Below are 13532 nucleotides of genomic sequence, written 5' to 3'. Positions count from 1 at the left end.
GGATTATGCGTCGAAGGCAAGGCTCGCTCACGCGGCCCGGTGGTCAAGCCGCGTTGCGAACCGCATAAATGGCGGGTCGGTAGCGCGGCTCGGGCGGCGCTTCACCGCGTTCGGCGGCAACATCCAGCCACAGCCGCATCGCGATTTCGATCTCGCGCGCGGCCTCCTCGGCGGAGGCGCCATGCGCACTGCAATGTTTGAGATCGGGCACATCGGCGATCCAGCAATCGTCTTCGGCCGACCAGAACAGATTGATGTGATAATGAATGTTCATCGCTCGATAAAATCCAGTCCGTTGCTGTCGATCATATCAAGCAGTTGCCGGATTTGATAGGGCTTGGCGTCCTTGCCGCTTGGCTGAAGGTTGAGATTGCCCGGTACATCGGGATGCTGGAAGATGTGGTGGCTGCCATTGGTGCGCTTGAGCTCGAAACCGAAGGCTTCAGCGACGCGGCACAAATCCTTGAAATTGGCGCGGCCATTCAGGCGGATTCGGGTGTAAAGTTTGGCAATGCCGGTCACGAGTGATGCTCCGTCTGAGGAGCTTCACTCGTAAATGACGAGGCAATGGCGCTCGAAATTAAATATTTGTAATCCTCCGGTCGCCGGGGCTCACACCCCCGCCAGCAACCCTTCGTCCCTGATCCGCTGCTGCCACAGCTTCGGCGCGTTGACGTGGACGTTCTGGCCTTCGCTGTCGACCGCGACGGTCACCGGGAAGTCGCTGACCTCGAACTCGTAGATTGCTTCCATGCCGAGATCGGCGAAGCCCACCACCTTGCTGCCCTTGATCGCGCGCGCGACGAGATAGGCCGCGCCGCCGACCGCCATCAGATAGGCGCTCTTGTGCTTGGCGATCGATTGCGTCGCGGCGGGGCCGCGTTCGGCCTTGCCGACGCAGGCGAGCAGGCCTTGCTCCAGCATCATGTCCATGAACTTGTCCATGCGCGTCGCGGTCGTCGGACCCGCGGGGCCGACGATTTCCTCGCCCACCGGATCGACCGGGCCGACATAATAGATGACGCGGCCCTTGAATTCGACGGGGAGCGGCTCGCCCTTGGCGAGCATGTCGGCGATGCGTTTGTGCGCGGCGTCGCGGCCGGTGAGCATCTTGCCGTTGAGCAGCAGGCGGTCGCCCTGCTTCCAGCTCGCGACGACTTCAGGAGTGAGTTTGTCGAGGTCGACGCGGATCGCCGCCTTGTCGGGTGCCCAGTCGATTTGCGGATAGTCGGCGAGCACCGGCGGTTCGAGGAAGGCCGGGCCGCTGCCGTCGAGCGTCACATGCGCGTGGCGCGTTGCGGCGCAATTGGGGATCATCGCGACGGGCTTCGACGCGGCGTGCGTCGGCCAGTCGGCGATCTTGACGTCGAGCACGGTGGCGAGCCCGCCGAGCCCCTGCGCACCGATGCCGAGCGCATTGACCTTTTCATAGAGTTCGATGCGCAGTTCCTCGGTCGGATTGCTCGGCCCGCGCGCGAGCAGTTCGGTCATGTCGATCGGGTCCATCAGCGATTGTTTGGCGAGCAGCATCGCCTTTTCGGCGGTGCCGCCGATGCCGATGCCGAGCATGCCGGGCGGGCACCAGCCGGCGCCCATTTGCGGCACCATTTCGAGCACCCAGTCGACGATCGAGTCCGACGGGTTCATCATCTTGAACTTGGACTTGTTCTCGCTGCCGCCGCCCTTCGCGGCGACGTCGATCACGACCTTGTTGCCGGGGACCATCTCGACATTGAGTACCGAGGGCGTGTTGTCCTTGGTGTTGACGCGGCTGAACGCGGGGTCGGCGAGGATCGAGGCGCGGAGCTTGTTCTCGGGGTGGAGATAGGCGCGGCGCACACCCTCATCGACAACTTGCTGAAGGCTGCGCGGGCTGTCGAGGCGGCAGTCCATGCCCCATTTGATGAAGACGGTGACGATGCCGGTGTCCTGGCAAATCGGCCGATGCCCCTCGGCGCACATGCGGCTGTTCGACAATATCTGCGCCATCGCGTCCTTGGCCGCGGGCGACACTTCGCGTTCATAGGCGGCCGCCAGTGCGCGGATATAGTCCATTGGGTGGAAATAGCTGATATACTGGAGCGCGTCGGCGATGGTTTCGACGAGGTCGTCTTCGCGGATGATGACGGTGTTCATATGCAGCCTTTCGCCCTGTTCGCGGGATTCGCGGGAATCCCTAGACCCCGCCGCGCGGAGTGGGAAGGGGTCAGGCGCGGCCCGGATCGACGAGCGGGCGCTTTCGGGCGAGCGCCTGCCAGCTGCCGACCGCAGCCAGCGCGAGTAGCAGCAACCAGCCCGCCGCCGCCGAGGGGACCAGCGCCCAGGCGAAAGCGGCGGGGGTGATGATCGCCATCACGGTCGGGATCGCGGCGAGGATCGCGACGGTGCCGAACAAGGCCCACCAGCGGCCGAGCTGCGTCGCGGCGGCGCCAATGACGACGTTCGTTGCCGCGAGCAGCAGGAATTTCGCTGCGACGGGGTAGGGCAGGCTCGCCATGGCGGGCGAATAGTCGCCGAGGGTGAAGGCAGCCTGGATGTCGAAGAGCAGCCAGTTTTCCCAGGCATCGCACAGCGCCGCGGCGATCGGGAGCGCCGCCGAAGCTAGGAGGGGGCGGAGGCGCAGTTCGCGCCACAGTGCCACACAGCCGCTGGTCAGAAAACCCGCGTAGAGCAGCATATATACATAATCCTGCTCATTCCCCGCGCGCATCGCGGCGAGGCGCGTCACCTGCTGCGGGTCGGTGAAAAAGCCAAAGATCGCCTCGAGGTCGGCCTGGCTTGCGGCGAATTCGAAAGCGAGAACGGGCGGGCCATAGCCGGGGGCGATGTCGTGGCCGCTTTGCGGAAAGACCTGCGTCAGCTGGAGGCCGAACAGCAGCACCGCGATGCCGAACGCCAGCGTCCACAGCCACACGCGCGTCGGTGCGGGCGGGCGCTCGCGCTGTGCCTCGATCCATTGCTGAAGCCCCCCGACCATCGTTCAGATGTCCGGCGGAGCGCGGCGGCTCACCTTATTGGCACTCGGCGCATTTGCCGCGCACTTCGATCACCGGGCGCTCGGCGGCAAAGCCGGTGGCGTTGGCGGCGGCGCGAACCCCGGTCGAAAGCTTGTCGTCATCGACATGGACCGCGGTCCCGCATTCGTCGCAGATCAGAAAGATGCAGTCGTGCAGGCAGCCGGGGTGGCTGTTCGCGACAAAGGCGTTGGCGCTCTCGACGCGGCGGACCAGGTTGTTCGCGACGAACAGGTCGAGGATGCGATAGACGCTGTTCGGCGCTACCCGCTTGCCGCGCTTCTGCGACACGATGTCGGCGATTTCATAAGCGCTGGCGGGCTTGCCGATCGCGGCGACGGCTTCGAAAATCTGCGCACGCATGTCGGTCCATGCTTCGCCCGCGCCCTCGAGCGCGGTCTGCGCCGCTTTGGCGAGCGAGGCTCCGCTGGCCTCGACGTGCGGATGATCATGCTTGCCCATGGGCGCTTCCTTGTGCTGCGCGCTGGTTCGCGCCAACTCGTCGAAAGAATGTAGGCTGTTTGAGGGGGGTCCGCAAGTTGCGGACCGGTCCATTCCGGCGCCAAGGTCGCGGGCGTTGCGTTATCAGTGTCGCGCGCGGCGGTTGAGGTCGTGGCCCAGTGCGACGACAGCAACGCCGATCATCGTCGCGAGCACTTCGCTGCCGTCATGCGGCCGCGACAGGGCGCCCGCCATCATGCCCAGCCCGAAGCTGCCGACCGCAAACGGCATCATATAGCCGTGGCTGAGCACACCCGAGACGAGGGTGATCAGCGCAAAGCCGATCGCGATGATCAGCCCGATTTCGTGGAACAGATGATTGTCGAACGCGACCCCGACCGAGGCGATCGAAGCGAACAGGACGGTGCTGGCCAGGCAATGAACAAGGCACAGTCCCGACAAGCCCATCGCCAGCTGGTCGCCCGATAGTGACGTCAACGGACGTGCATCGCGCGCAGCCCGAACGATCGCGCCGAGGCGCGTCAGGACAGGGGCAGGGCTGGCGACTTGGGTCACCCGATTCTCCATTGGGGCAATTGCGATGCTGGATATGGCATAACATGACAAAGGTTACAATGTCTCATTGTGCGCTTTTTCCATGGCAACGCCGCTTTTCGGGCTGCTGCTTCGGACGAGCGCGATCGGCAAGAAATATCTGGCGCGGCTGCGCAAAGCTATGCAATTAATATGGCTTAGCAATCTGTCGGGGGAGAGTATTTTGCTAATCAAATATCCGTTCGCGGCAGTCGGCCTGGTCTTGCTGGCGACGGCGACAGCCTCGCCAGCCCTTGCCGCGCAAGATCTGCCGATTGCGCAGGGTCTTTATGCAGATGATTTTGAGGGATGCGCAAAGGCGAGCAGCGTCTTTTTCTATGACGGCGCGAATTTCGGCCGGGTGAACCAAGGGGGACCGGGATACGCCGCCAACGCGCAGGTGAACGCGATCCAGCGCGTTGGCCCGCCACCGGGCGGTCGTGAATATGCCGAGACAAGCCGTCACTATCGTGGCTTTACGCTGGCCTGGACCGCCGAGGATAGCGGCCTGTATGGCAGCCTAGCCGTCAGGGCGGGGACGCCGGGGAAAATGACCCTACGCGACGTGAGTTTCCGCAATGTAAGCGGCGGGATCGATGTGACCGATACGCCCTATTCAAAATGCGAGTTCGGACAACTGCCGAAACCGATGCAGGCCGCGATCCGGTCGACGAGACCGCAACTTGCCGGCGGCGGTGCGGCGCCCGCTGCGGTGGTCGCGTCGGCGATGCCCGCGCCCATACCGCCGTTCAATATCCGGCCGGGCCATTATGTCCCCGTTGCGGCGGCATGTGCATCCAAGACGGAACTGATCTTCTATGTCGATGGCAAACGGGCAGGCTGGATCGACGCCCAGCCGTTCAATCCTAACCGCATGATCCCCATTGCGGGCATCAAACGGCGCGGTGCGACTTGGGTTACGGATGCTGCGACGGGCGAGACGCTGCGGGTGCTCGGCGCCGAGCGGATTGCGGTCGGGGATCCCGAATTCGGCGAAGAGACATTGCGCTGGTGCGCGGCGGGGGAGGTGCGGGCGACAGCGCGGGCGCGCTGACCCGGCGGGCGGCGGTCGCGGTCAGGCGCCCTCTTCTGCCCTGAGCGCCTTGCGATCGAGCTTGCCGATCATCGTCTTGGGCAGGCTGAGGCGGACTTCGACCGCCTTCACGCGCTCGTGCTTGCCGAGCTGGGGGTTAAGCCAGGCGGCGAGCGCTTCGCCCGAAATTTCAAAGCCTTCTTCCAGCGTGACGAAGGCTTTGGGCGCTTCGCCGCGATAGGCGTCGGGGACGCCGAGCACGATCGCTTCCTTGACCGCAGGGTGTTCGTAAAGATGCGCCTCGATCACGCTCGGATAGACTTTGAACCCGCCGACCGCGATCATGTCCTTCAGCCGGTCGACGATGCGGATATAGCCGCCGTCCTCGACCACCGCGACGTCGCCGGTGCGCAGCCAGCCGTCGGCGGTGAAGCTGTCGAGATCGGCGTCGGGCCGGTTCCAATAGCCCTGCATGATCTGCGGCCCCTTGACCGCGAGTTCGCCGGGTTCGCCGTCCGGGGCAGCTTTTGTCGAATCCTCCTTGTCGAGCAGGCGGATGTGCGTCGCGGGGAGCGGCTGGCCGATCGTGCCGGGGCGGACCGGGCCGTCATAGGGGTTGGTCGCGACCACCCCCGAACTTTCGGTGAGGCCATAGCCCTCGACCAGCGATGCACCGGTCGCGGCGGTGAATTTCTCGCGCAGCTCGGCGGGCATCGGCGCGCCTCCCGAGATGCAGATGCGCAGAGAAGAGAAGTCGGTCTTCGCGAGGTCGGGATGGTCGAGCAGCGCCTGATACATCGTCGGCACCCCGGGGAGCGCGGTCGTCCGCGTGCGGGTGATCGCGGCGAGCGCCTGTTTGGCGTCGAAACGCGGCAGCATGGTGATCGTGCCGCCGTTGAGGACAGTGCGGTTGAGGACGCAGGTGTTGGCAAAGACGTGAAAGAAGGGAAGGACGCCGAGGATGCGATCGTCGGCATCATGGTCGGGATCGATTGCATTCACCTGCCGCGCGTTGGCGGTGAGATTCTGGTGCGTCAGCTTCGCGCCCTTGGGGGTGCCGGTGGTGCCGCCGGTATATTGGATCAGTGCGATGTCGCGTTCGGGATCGATCGCGACCGTATCGGGGCGCCCGTCGTTGGCGATCAGCGCCGAAAAACGGACGATGCGCGGATCGGCGGGGATGGGAGCGATGTCGGCGCGCTTGAACAATCGGTAGAGCGCCGATTTGGCGGCGGAGAGACCGCCCGCGACCGAGCCGACGACGAGCCGCTGGAGGCTCGACCCGTCGAGCACTTTCAATGCGGTCGGCAGCAGCGCCGCGGCGCTGACGGTGAACAGCGTGTCGGTCCCCGAATCCTCGATCTGATCCTCGAGCTCGCGCGCCGTGTAGAGCGGCGAGAAATTGACCACCGTCGCGCCGATCGCCAGCGCGCCATAATAGGCCGCGACATAATGCGGCACATTGGGCAGGAACAGCCCGACGCGGCTGCCCTTGGCGATCCCCAGCTGCTGCAGCCCGCGCGCCACCCGCGCCGCGCCCCGCGCGACTTCGGCATAGCTGAAGCGGCGGCCCATGAAGTCGAGCATGGCGGCATCCCCGCGCCGCGCCACGCTGGCGGCGAGCATGTCGGGAAGCGAAAGCGGCGCGAATGACTGGTCCCAGGCCGTCGGATGCTGATAGTCGGTCGACCAGGAATATTCGCTAGGCATCGCCGGTAAAAATCCTCTCATCCTGATGGCTTTCCTGACACTAGGGTCAGTAAGCCGACATCGCAACCGGGCGTGCTTGCGGCGCGCGGTCGGCGCCGCTAGGCAGGGCCATCTTTCTCGCCAGGGGTTTTGCCATGTTGCAGCTGTCGTCGCGCATTGCCGTATCATTCGCCATCCTTGCCGGTGCCGCGGCGCTGCCTGCGGCCGCGAAGGACAAGGCGCCGCCGCCGCGCCCGGCGCAGATCCAGGAACTTTACGCCTGCCGCGACATCGCCGATGCAGCGGCGCGGCTGGCCTGTTTCGACCGCGAGGTCGGCGAATTGTCGGCTGCAGATACGGCGCGCGAGATCACCTTTGCGGACCGCGCAACGATGAAAAAGGCGCGGCGCGGGCTGTTCGGTTTTTCGCTGCCCAATCTCGGCAGCCTGTTCGGCGGTGATGATGACGACGATAAAGACGAAGACAAGATCACCGCGATCGACACGACGATCGAATCGGTGTCGATGGATCGATCGGGCAAATATCGGCTGACGGTCGAGGGCGGCGCGGTGTGGGTACAGATCGACGGCGTCGGATCGGTCCGCGAACCGCGCGTCGGCGACAAGATCAACATCAAGGCGGCGGCGATGGGCAGCTATTTTGCCAAGATCGAGGGACAGCGGCCGTTCCGCATGCGCCGCGAACGCTGACGCCGATCGCCCATAGCTGCGATTGGCCGGGCGCCGATGCCGGATAGTGCTGCCATCCCCACGCCGGGTGTCGGCGCGTCGCCGTTCGTGCTGCTCGACGATGCCCGGACGCGCGGCGCGGCGCCGGCGCGGCTGTTCACCAATCCGGTCGATCTATTGACCGCCGAAAAGCCGCATGACGTCCCGGCGCTGCTGCGCGCGATCGAGCGCGCGCAGGCGCGGGGTCTCTATGCCGCCGGTTATCTGACGTATGAAGCCGGGCAGGGGCTCAGCACCGCGTGGCGGGGACCGCAGGTTGAGGGCGCGAGCGACGGGCCGCTCGGCTGGTTTGGGTTGTTCGAGACGGTTGAACGGATCGATGCCGATGCAGTGCCGGGGCGGCTGCCCGATCCCGCCAGCGCGTGGATCGGCGCGATGACGCCGCGGGTGGCGCGCGCCGACTATATCGCCGCGGTCGAAGCGGTGCTCGCCTATATCGCCGCGGGCGACATTTATCAGGCGAACCTGACCTTTCGCGCCGACGTGCCGGTGCTGGGCAATCCGCTGGCGATCCATGCGCGGCTGCGGCAGACGGCGCGCGCGGGCTACGGCGGGGTGATCTGGACCGGCGATCGGGCGATCGTGTCGCATTCGCCCGAGCTGTTCTTCGCGCTGCGCGACGGCCAGGTGATGGCGCGGCCGATGAAGGGCACCGCGGCGCGCCAGCCCGATGCCGATGCCGACGCGGTGGCGGCGCGCACGCTGGCCGAGGATCCCAAGCAACGCGCCGAAAACCTGATGATCGTCGATCTGATCCGCAACGATCTGTCGCGCGTCGCGGTGCCGGGTTCGGTGGCGGTACCCGACCTGTTTCGCGTCGAAAGCTTTCCGACGATCCACCAGCTGGTGTCCGATGTCAGCGCGCGCCTTCCCGAAGGCATTGGCGCGGTCGATGTGCTGCGTGCCGCCTTTCCGTGCGGGTCGATCACCGGCGCCCCCAAGGTCCGGGCGATGGAGATCATCGACGAATTGGAGGTGGGGGCACGCGGGCTGTACACCGGGTCGATCGGCTTTATCGAACCGGGCGGCGACGCGGCGTTCAATGTGGCGATCCGCACATTGGTGTTCCCCCGCGCCAATGGCTTGCAAGAAGGCGCAAATCGCGCCACGCTGGGATTGGGTTCGGGAATTGTTGCCGACAGCGGGCCGGCTGACGAATGGCGTGAATGTCTGGCAAAGGGGGAGTTTGTGGGGGCAGCGGGGGCGCATTTCGACCTGATCGAAACCATGTTCTTTGATCCCGTCGAAGGGGTCCAGCGGCTGGAAGGGCATTTGACGCGGATGAAGGCGAGCGCCGAAACGCTGGGCTTCCGGTTCGACCGGCACGGCGCGCGCAACAGCCTGCAATCGGCGACCTTTCGCTTGCGCAGCGCGGCGCGGGTGCGGATGCGGCTGGCGCCGTCGGGCGCGCTGGCGGTCGAGGTGTCGCCGCTGCCGCGACTGGCCGAACTGCCCGTGCCGGTGGCAGTGTGCCCGGCGCCGCTGGCGGCTGACGATTTTCGCCTGAATCACAAGACCAGCCAGCGCGCCGCCTATGACGATGCACGCAAGGAAAGCGGCGCCGTCGAGGTCGTGTTTGTCGACGAACCGGGTTTTGTCACCGAGGGCAGCTGGAGCAATATCTTTGTCGAACGCGACGGCCAGCTGCTGACCCCGCCGCTGGCATTGGGGCTGCTTCCCGGCGTGCTGCGCGCCGAGCTGATCGACAAGGGCCGCGCGGTCGAATCGCATCTGCGACTGGCCGATCTGGCGAACGGCTTCTTTATCGGCAATTCGCTGCGCGGGCTCGTCCCGGCGCGGTTGGTGGAGGCCGAAGGCTGAAGCGCCAACCCCTCCCCTGAAGGGGAGGGGCTTTTTTGACGCTGCATAGCTAATTTGTCCCACGCTGCGCTTGCGAATTCGGGGCGGAGGCTTTAGGCGCGGCCCCGCGCAATTTCCTGTCAAATCGCCGCCTGTCCGCGCAAGCCACGGAAAGAAGTCCCATGTCGCTGAAGCCGCATATCTCCGCTGCCCTCAACCGCATCCAGCCGTCGGCGACGCTCGCGATGACCGCGCGCGTATCGGCGCTGAAAGCCGCGGGCGTCGATGTGATTGGGCTCAGCGCGGGCGAGCCCGATTTCGACACCCCCGATTTCGTCAAGGAAGCAGCGATCGAGGCGATCCGGGGTGGCCAAACCAAATATACTTTGGTCGATGGCACGGTGGCGCTGAAGGAAGCGATCCGCGGTAAGTTCCGCCGCGACAACGGGCTCGATTTCGGGCTCGACCAGATCACGGTCAACGTCGGCGGCAAGCACACGCTGTTCAATGCGCTGGTCGCGACGGTCGACAAGGGCGACGAGGTCATCATCCCCGCGCCCTATTGGGTGAGCTATCCCGATATTGTCGCCTTCGCCGGCGGCAAGCCCGTGGTCATCGAGGGCAGCGCGGCGCAGAATTACAAGATCACCCCGGCGCAGCTCGACGCCGCCATCACCCCGAAAACCCGTTGGGTGATGCTCAATTCGCCGTCGAACCCGTCGGGCGCGGCCTATTCGGGTGAGGAACTCGACGCGCTGGGCGAAGTCATCCGCCGCCACCCGCATGTGATGGTGATGACCGACGATATGTACGAGCATGTCTGGTACGCCGATTTCGAATTTTCGACCTTTGCCCAGCGTTGCCCCGACCTGATCGACCGCATCCTGACCGTGAACGGCTGTTCGAAAGCCTATGCGATGACCGGCTGGCGCATCGGTTACGCGGGCGGTCCGGCCTGGCTGATCAAGGCGATGGGCAAATTGCAGTCGCAATCGACGTCGAACCCCTGTTCGATCGCGCAGGCCGCCGCCGCCGCCGCGCTCGGCGGGCCGCAGCAGTTCCTCGACGACCGCAATGCGGCGTTCAAGAAACGCCGCGACATGGTGGTCGCGATGCTCAACGATGCGCCGGGGCTCAATTGCCCGACCCCCGACGGCGCCTTTTACGTCTATCCCGACGCCAGCGGCTGCATCGGCAAGGCGACGCCCGACGGCAAGCTGATCGATAGCGACGAAGCGCTGATCGACTATTTCCTCGACAGCGCCAAGGTCGCGGCGGTGCATGGCGCCGCCTTTGGCCTGTCGCCCGCGTTCCGCGTTTCCTATGCAACGTCGGAAGCGGTGCTCAAGGAAGCCTGCGTGCGCATCCAGCAGGCGTGCGCCGCGCTGCGCTGACGCTCTCCATTATAGTCATCCCGGCCTTCGCCGGGATGACGAAAAATGCACCCGCACGAGAATTCTGTACCGACCGGTCTTGTAATGCCGGTGGCGGAGCCTATCTGCACCTGAACGGCGGTTAAGCGCCCGGTTCACCGGATAGTAAGCCATCCTGATTAGGGTGACGGACATCACTGCACGGCTGGTCGGGGCGCGCCATATCGTCGGTGTAACCAAAGCGGCGTTGGCCGCGAACGCTATAAATGAAAAAAGAGGCTCCCCATGCTCAATCTTTTCCGCTCCGACTGGTTTTTGTCGATGCTCGCCGGCTTTGCGATCGGCGCCACTTACATCGTGCTGAATCAGCCCGCGCTGCCGATCCCGGCATGACGCAAACGGGCGGCGCACCTTTCTATCGAATCGTTGCGGCGCTTGCAGCGGGCGCGCTCGTCGCCCAATGCGCCCCGGCGCAGGCCGAAAGCGTCGTCAAACTACCCGCCGCTGTCGTCGACCCTGCGGTCAAGGGCAAGCGTGCCACCGCCGTGCTGGCGGGCGGCTGTTTCTGGGGCGTCGAGGGCGTGTTTGCCAACGTCAAAGGCGTGATCTCGGTCGAATCGGGCTATCATGGCGGCAGCGCCGCGACCGCGAAATATGAACTGACGCATGACGGCAAGTCGGGCCATGCCGAAGCGGTGCGGATCGTCTATGATCCGACGCAGGTCAGCTACGGCAGCTTGCTGCGCATCCTGTTTTCGGTGATTGCCGACCCGACCTTGAAGAACCGCCAGGGGCCTGACGTGGGATCGCAATATCGTGCCGCGATCGTCCCGCTCGATGCGACCCAGCGCCAGGTCGCGACCGCTTATCTGGCGCAGATCGGCAAGGGCAAATATTTCGCGCGGCCGATCGTGGTCCCGGTCGAAAGCTACAAGCGTTTCTATCGCGCCGAGCCCAATCACCAGGATTTCATGCGCCGCAACCCGTCGAACGGCTATATCATGCGCTGGGATGCCCCCAAGCTGGCGGCGTTCAAGCGGTTGTTTCCGGCCATGGTGCGCGCCACCCCGGCGCCCTGACGTCCCCATGGTTCCGCCACTCGTCGCGCGGGAGGAATCATTCGTCGCAAACGACTAGCCCGCCTTGCCCGCCTGCGAGACCAGATGGTTCGGGGATTTTGTACAAGTCGCAGGTTGCGGGGTTTTCATGAAGTTTGCGTTCTCGGGTCGGCCGCTTCTCGCCATGACGATGAGCGCCGCGGTGCTCGCCGGTTGCGTCAGCAGCGCGGCGGTGGTCCCGACGCCGCGGACCCAGACCGCCACACCGCGCCCGACGGCCACGCCGCGACCCGCGGGATCGGTGACCGTGCCGATCGGCCAGCCGGTACGATCGACGATGCCGCGCCCCGCGGGTCCGCTCGATCCCGGCTTTCGCCGTCCGCCCGCGGGTCTTGCCGAGCGGATCAATTTCCTGTGGCGCGGCTTTCCGGGCAAGACCGGGATCGCGGTCCAGCGCATCGACGGCGAATGGGCGATTGCCGAGCGTGGCGGCGAGCTGTTTCCCCAGCAGAGCGTATCGAAATTGTGGGTGGCGCTGACCGCGCTCGATGCCGTCGATCAGGGTCGGGTGCGGCTCGACCAGCAGGTGCGGATCGGCCCCGAGGATCTGACGCTGTTTTACCAGCCGCTCGCGGCGCGCGTCCGTGCGCAGGGTTCGGTCACGATGACGCTTCGGCAGCTCATTGAAACCGCGATCACCCAAAGCGACAATACCGCGAACGACAGCGTACTGCGCACGGTCGGCGGTCCGGGTGCGGTGCGGGCCTATATGGCGAAGAAGGATCTGGGCGCGATCCGCTTTGGCCCCGGTGAACGCTCGCTGCAAAGCGGGATTGCCGGAATGGGCTGGCAGCAAAGCTATTCGGTCGGGCGCAATTTCGAAACCGCGCGCGGCGCGCTGGCGCCGGCGACGCGCCGTGCGGCGATGGACAATTATCTCGCCAATCCGATCGACGGGGCAAGCCCGACGGCGATCGCCAGTGCGCTCACCCGGCTGGCGCGCGGGACGTTGCTCTCGCCCGAATCGACCGAATATCTGCTGGACGTGATGAGCCGTACCAAGAGCGGACCGAAGCGGCTCAAGGCCGGGCTGCCGCCGGGCTGGAAATTCATGCACAAGACGGGAACGGGCCAGAATCTGGGTGGCATGACCGCGGGCTATAATGATATCGGCATCGCCACCGCGCCCGACGGCACCCGCTATGCCATCGTCGTCATGATGGGGACCACCACGTCGCCGATCCCGGCGCGCATGGCGTTGATGCAGGCGGTGTCGAGCGCGGTCGCCGAATTTCATGGAAGATAATCGCTGATGCGCCTTGCCGTACTATCGCTGTCGCTGTTTGCCTTGGCGGCTTGCGCTACGCCCGAAGCGCGGCTGCGTACCGGGCTGGTCAACGCCGGGCTGTCGCAGCCGATCGCGGCATGCATGGCCGAACGCATGGTCGACCGGCTGTCGCTGCTCCAACTGCGCCGCCTCGGTTCGCTGTCGACGTTGAAGGACAAAAGGATGAGCGATTTGTCGCTGAACCAGTTCCTTCACAAAGTTCGTGCGCTGAAAGACCCGGAGATTTTGACGGTGACCACCAGCTCGGCGGCGCTCTGCGCTTTTCGCTAAAACCGCTGTCGTCATCCGGGCGGCGGTCGGGATCTCGACCTCGCGATAGGACGCAACGATGAGATCCCGGGCTTCGCCGGGATGACGAAGGGATAAGCTTGCTCGCCGCGGCGGATAGAATCTCTTGCTGCCCCGGGACTAGCCTTGCCCGCCGACTTGTGCT

General features: G+C 65.2%; 14 protein-coding genes. 7 read left to right on the top strand and 7 right to left on the bottom strand.

Annotated features, from left to right (window positions below):
* Positions 1-43 precede the first annotated feature (43 nt).
* The 6 genes from SPYCW_RS13830 to SPYCW_RS13805 all read right to left on the bottom strand — a co-directional run bounded on the left by SPYCW_RS13830 (position 44) and on the right by SPYCW_RS13805 (position 4031).
* The gene (locus SPYCW_RS13830; RefSeq protein WP_120217265.1) at positions 44-274 is read right to left on the bottom strand and encodes a type II toxin-antitoxin system HicB family antitoxin; all 231 of its coding nucleotides are present in this window, start codon (positions 272-274) and stop codon (positions 44-46) included.
* The gene (locus tag SPYCW_RS13825; RefSeq protein WP_120217264.1) at positions 271-522 is read right to left on the bottom strand and encodes a type II toxin-antitoxin system HicA family toxin; all 252 of its coding nucleotides are present in this window, start codon (positions 520-522) and stop codon (positions 271-273) included. Before SPYCW_RS13825 ends, SPYCW_RS13830 begins: the two co-directional genes overlap by 4 nt.
* A gap of 90 nt (positions 523-612) precedes the next feature.
* On the bottom strand, positions 613-2136 hold the full coding sequence (locus tag SPYCW_RS13820) for a fumarate hydratase (protein ID WP_120217263.1): 1524 nt from the start codon (positions 2134-2136) through the stop codon (positions 613-615).
* Positions 2137-2206: 70 nt separating this feature from the next.
* On the bottom strand, positions 2207-2977 hold the full coding sequence (locus tag SPYCW_RS13815) for a hypothetical protein (protein ID WP_120217262.1): 771 nt from the start codon (positions 2975-2977) through the stop codon (positions 2207-2209).
* A 34-nt stretch (positions 2978-3011) separates the two neighbouring features.
* On the bottom strand, positions 3012-3476 hold the full coding sequence (locus SPYCW_RS13810; protein WP_120218314.1) for a Fur family transcriptional regulator: 465 nt from the start codon (positions 3474-3476) through the stop codon (positions 3012-3014).
* Between the two features lie 123 nt (positions 3477-3599).
* On the bottom strand, positions 3600-4031 hold the full coding sequence (locus SPYCW_RS13805; protein WP_232014720.1) for a MerC domain-containing protein: 432 nt from the start codon (positions 4029-4031) through the stop codon (positions 3600-3602).
* A gap of 82 nt (positions 4032-4113) precedes the next feature.
* Here SPYCW_RS13805 and SPYCW_RS13800 point away from each other — a divergent pair, with 82 nt between their 5' ends.
* Entirely contained in the window at positions 4114-5103 is a 990-nt protein-coding gene (locus tag SPYCW_RS13800) for a hypothetical protein (RefSeq protein WP_120217260.1), read from the top strand.
* 21 nt (positions 5104-5124) lie between these two features.
* On the opposite strand, the gene SPYCW_RS13795 is transcribed toward SPYCW_RS13800, so the two are convergent.
* Complete coding sequence (locus tag SPYCW_RS13795) at positions 5125-6792, bottom strand: long-chain-fatty-acid--CoA ligase (RefSeq protein WP_120217259.1); 1668 nt, start codon at positions 6790-6792, stop codon at positions 5125-5127.
* A 134-nt stretch (positions 6793-6926) separates the two neighbouring features.
* Between SPYCW_RS13795 and SPYCW_RS13790 the strand changes: the two genes are divergently transcribed.
* From SPYCW_RS13790 to SPYCW_RS13765, 6 genes are all read left to right on the top strand, one after another.
* A complete protein-coding gene (locus SPYCW_RS13790; RefSeq protein WP_120217258.1) occupies positions 6927-7481 on the top strand; it encodes a hypothetical protein in 555 nt (184 codons plus the stop codon).
* 36 nt (positions 7482-7517) lie between these two features.
* Positions 7518-9341 (top strand): aminodeoxychorismate synthase component I, encoded by a 1824-nt coding sequence (gene pabB / locus SPYCW_RS13785; protein ID WP_172595505.1) that lies wholly within the window; start codon positions 7518-7520, stop codon positions 9339-9341.
* 161 nt (positions 9342-9502) lie between these two features.
* Positions 9503-10714, top strand: a complete 1212-nt coding sequence (locus tag SPYCW_RS13780) for a pyridoxal phosphate-dependent aminotransferase (protein ID WP_120217257.1) — start codon at positions 9503-9505, stop codon at positions 10712-10714.
* Positions 10715-11082: 368 nt separating this feature from the next.
* Positions 11083-11772: a peptide-methionine (S)-S-oxide reductase MsrA gene (gene msrA, locus SPYCW_RS13775; protein WP_120217256.1), complete on the top strand. Its 690-nt coding sequence runs from the start codon at positions 11083-11085 to the stop codon at positions 11770-11772.
* Positions 11773-11899: 127 nt separating this feature from the next.
* The gene (locus tag SPYCW_RS13770) at positions 11900-13057 is read left to right on the top strand and encodes a serine hydrolase (protein WP_120217255.1); all 1158 of its coding nucleotides are present in this window, start codon (positions 11900-11902) and stop codon (positions 13055-13057) included.
* Between the two features lie 6 nt (positions 13058-13063).
* Complete coding sequence (locus tag SPYCW_RS13765; RefSeq protein ID WP_120217254.1) at positions 13064-13369, top strand: hypothetical protein; 306 nt, start codon at positions 13064-13066, stop codon at positions 13367-13369.
* Positions 13370-13532: the final 163 nt, after the last annotated feature.

This window comes from Sphingopyxis sp. EG6 (assembly GCF_003609815.1).
Taxonomy (GTDB): domain Bacteria; phylum Pseudomonadota; class Alphaproteobacteria; order Sphingomonadales; family Sphingomonadaceae; genus Sphingopyxis.
Note: the sequence above shows the minus strand (reverse complement) of the source record. Positions and strands in the feature narration are given on the sequence as shown.

Excerpts from the sequence above, each read along its gene's own strand:
- SPYCW_RS13830 (WP_120217265.1), bottom strand. The coding sequence starts at position 274 with ATGAACATTCATTATCACATCAATCTGTTCTGGTCGGCCGAAGACGAT.
- SPYCW_RS13780 (WP_120217257.1), top strand. The coding sequence starts at position 9,503 with ATGTCGCTGAAGCCGCATATCTCCGCTGCCCTCAACCGCATCCAGCCG.
- SPYCW_RS13770 (WP_120217255.1), top strand. The coding sequence starts at position 11,900 with ATGAAGTTTGCGTTCTCGGGTCGGCCGCTTCTCGCCATGACGATGAGC.
- SPYCW_RS13815 (WP_120217262.1), bottom strand. The coding sequence starts at position 2,977 with ATGGTCGGGGGGCTTCAGCAATGGATCGAGGCACAGCGCGAGCGCCCG.
- SPYCW_RS13820 (WP_120217263.1), bottom strand. The coding sequence starts at position 2,136 with ATGAACACCGTCATCATCCGCGAAGACGACCTCGTCGAAACCATCGCC.
- SPYCW_RS13810 (WP_120218314.1), bottom strand. The coding sequence starts at position 3,476 with ATGGGCAAGCATGATCATCCGCACGTCGAGGCCAGCGGAGCCTCGCTC.
- SPYCW_RS13800 (WP_120217260.1), top strand. The coding sequence starts at position 4,114 with ATGGCAACGCCGCTTTTCGGGCTGCTGCTTCGGACGAGCGCGATCGGC.
- msrA (WP_120217256.1), top strand. The coding sequence starts at position 11,083 with ATGACGCAAACGGGCGGCGCACCTTTCTATCGAATCGTTGCGGCGCTT.
- pabB (WP_172595505.1), top strand. The coding sequence starts at position 7,518 with ATGCCGGATAGTGCTGCCATCCCCACGCCGGGTGTCGGCGCGTCGCCG.
- SPYCW_RS13795 (WP_120217259.1), bottom strand. The coding sequence starts at position 6,792 with ATGCCTAGCGAATATTCCTGGTCGACCGACTATCAGCATCCGACGGCC.
- SPYCW_RS13790 (WP_120217258.1), top strand. The coding sequence starts at position 6,927 with ATGTTGCAGCTGTCGTCGCGCATTGCCGTATCATTCGCCATCCTTGCC.
- SPYCW_RS13765 (WP_120217254.1), top strand. The coding sequence starts at position 13,064 with ATGCGCCTTGCCGTACTATCGCTGTCGCTGTTTGCCTTGGCGGCTTGC.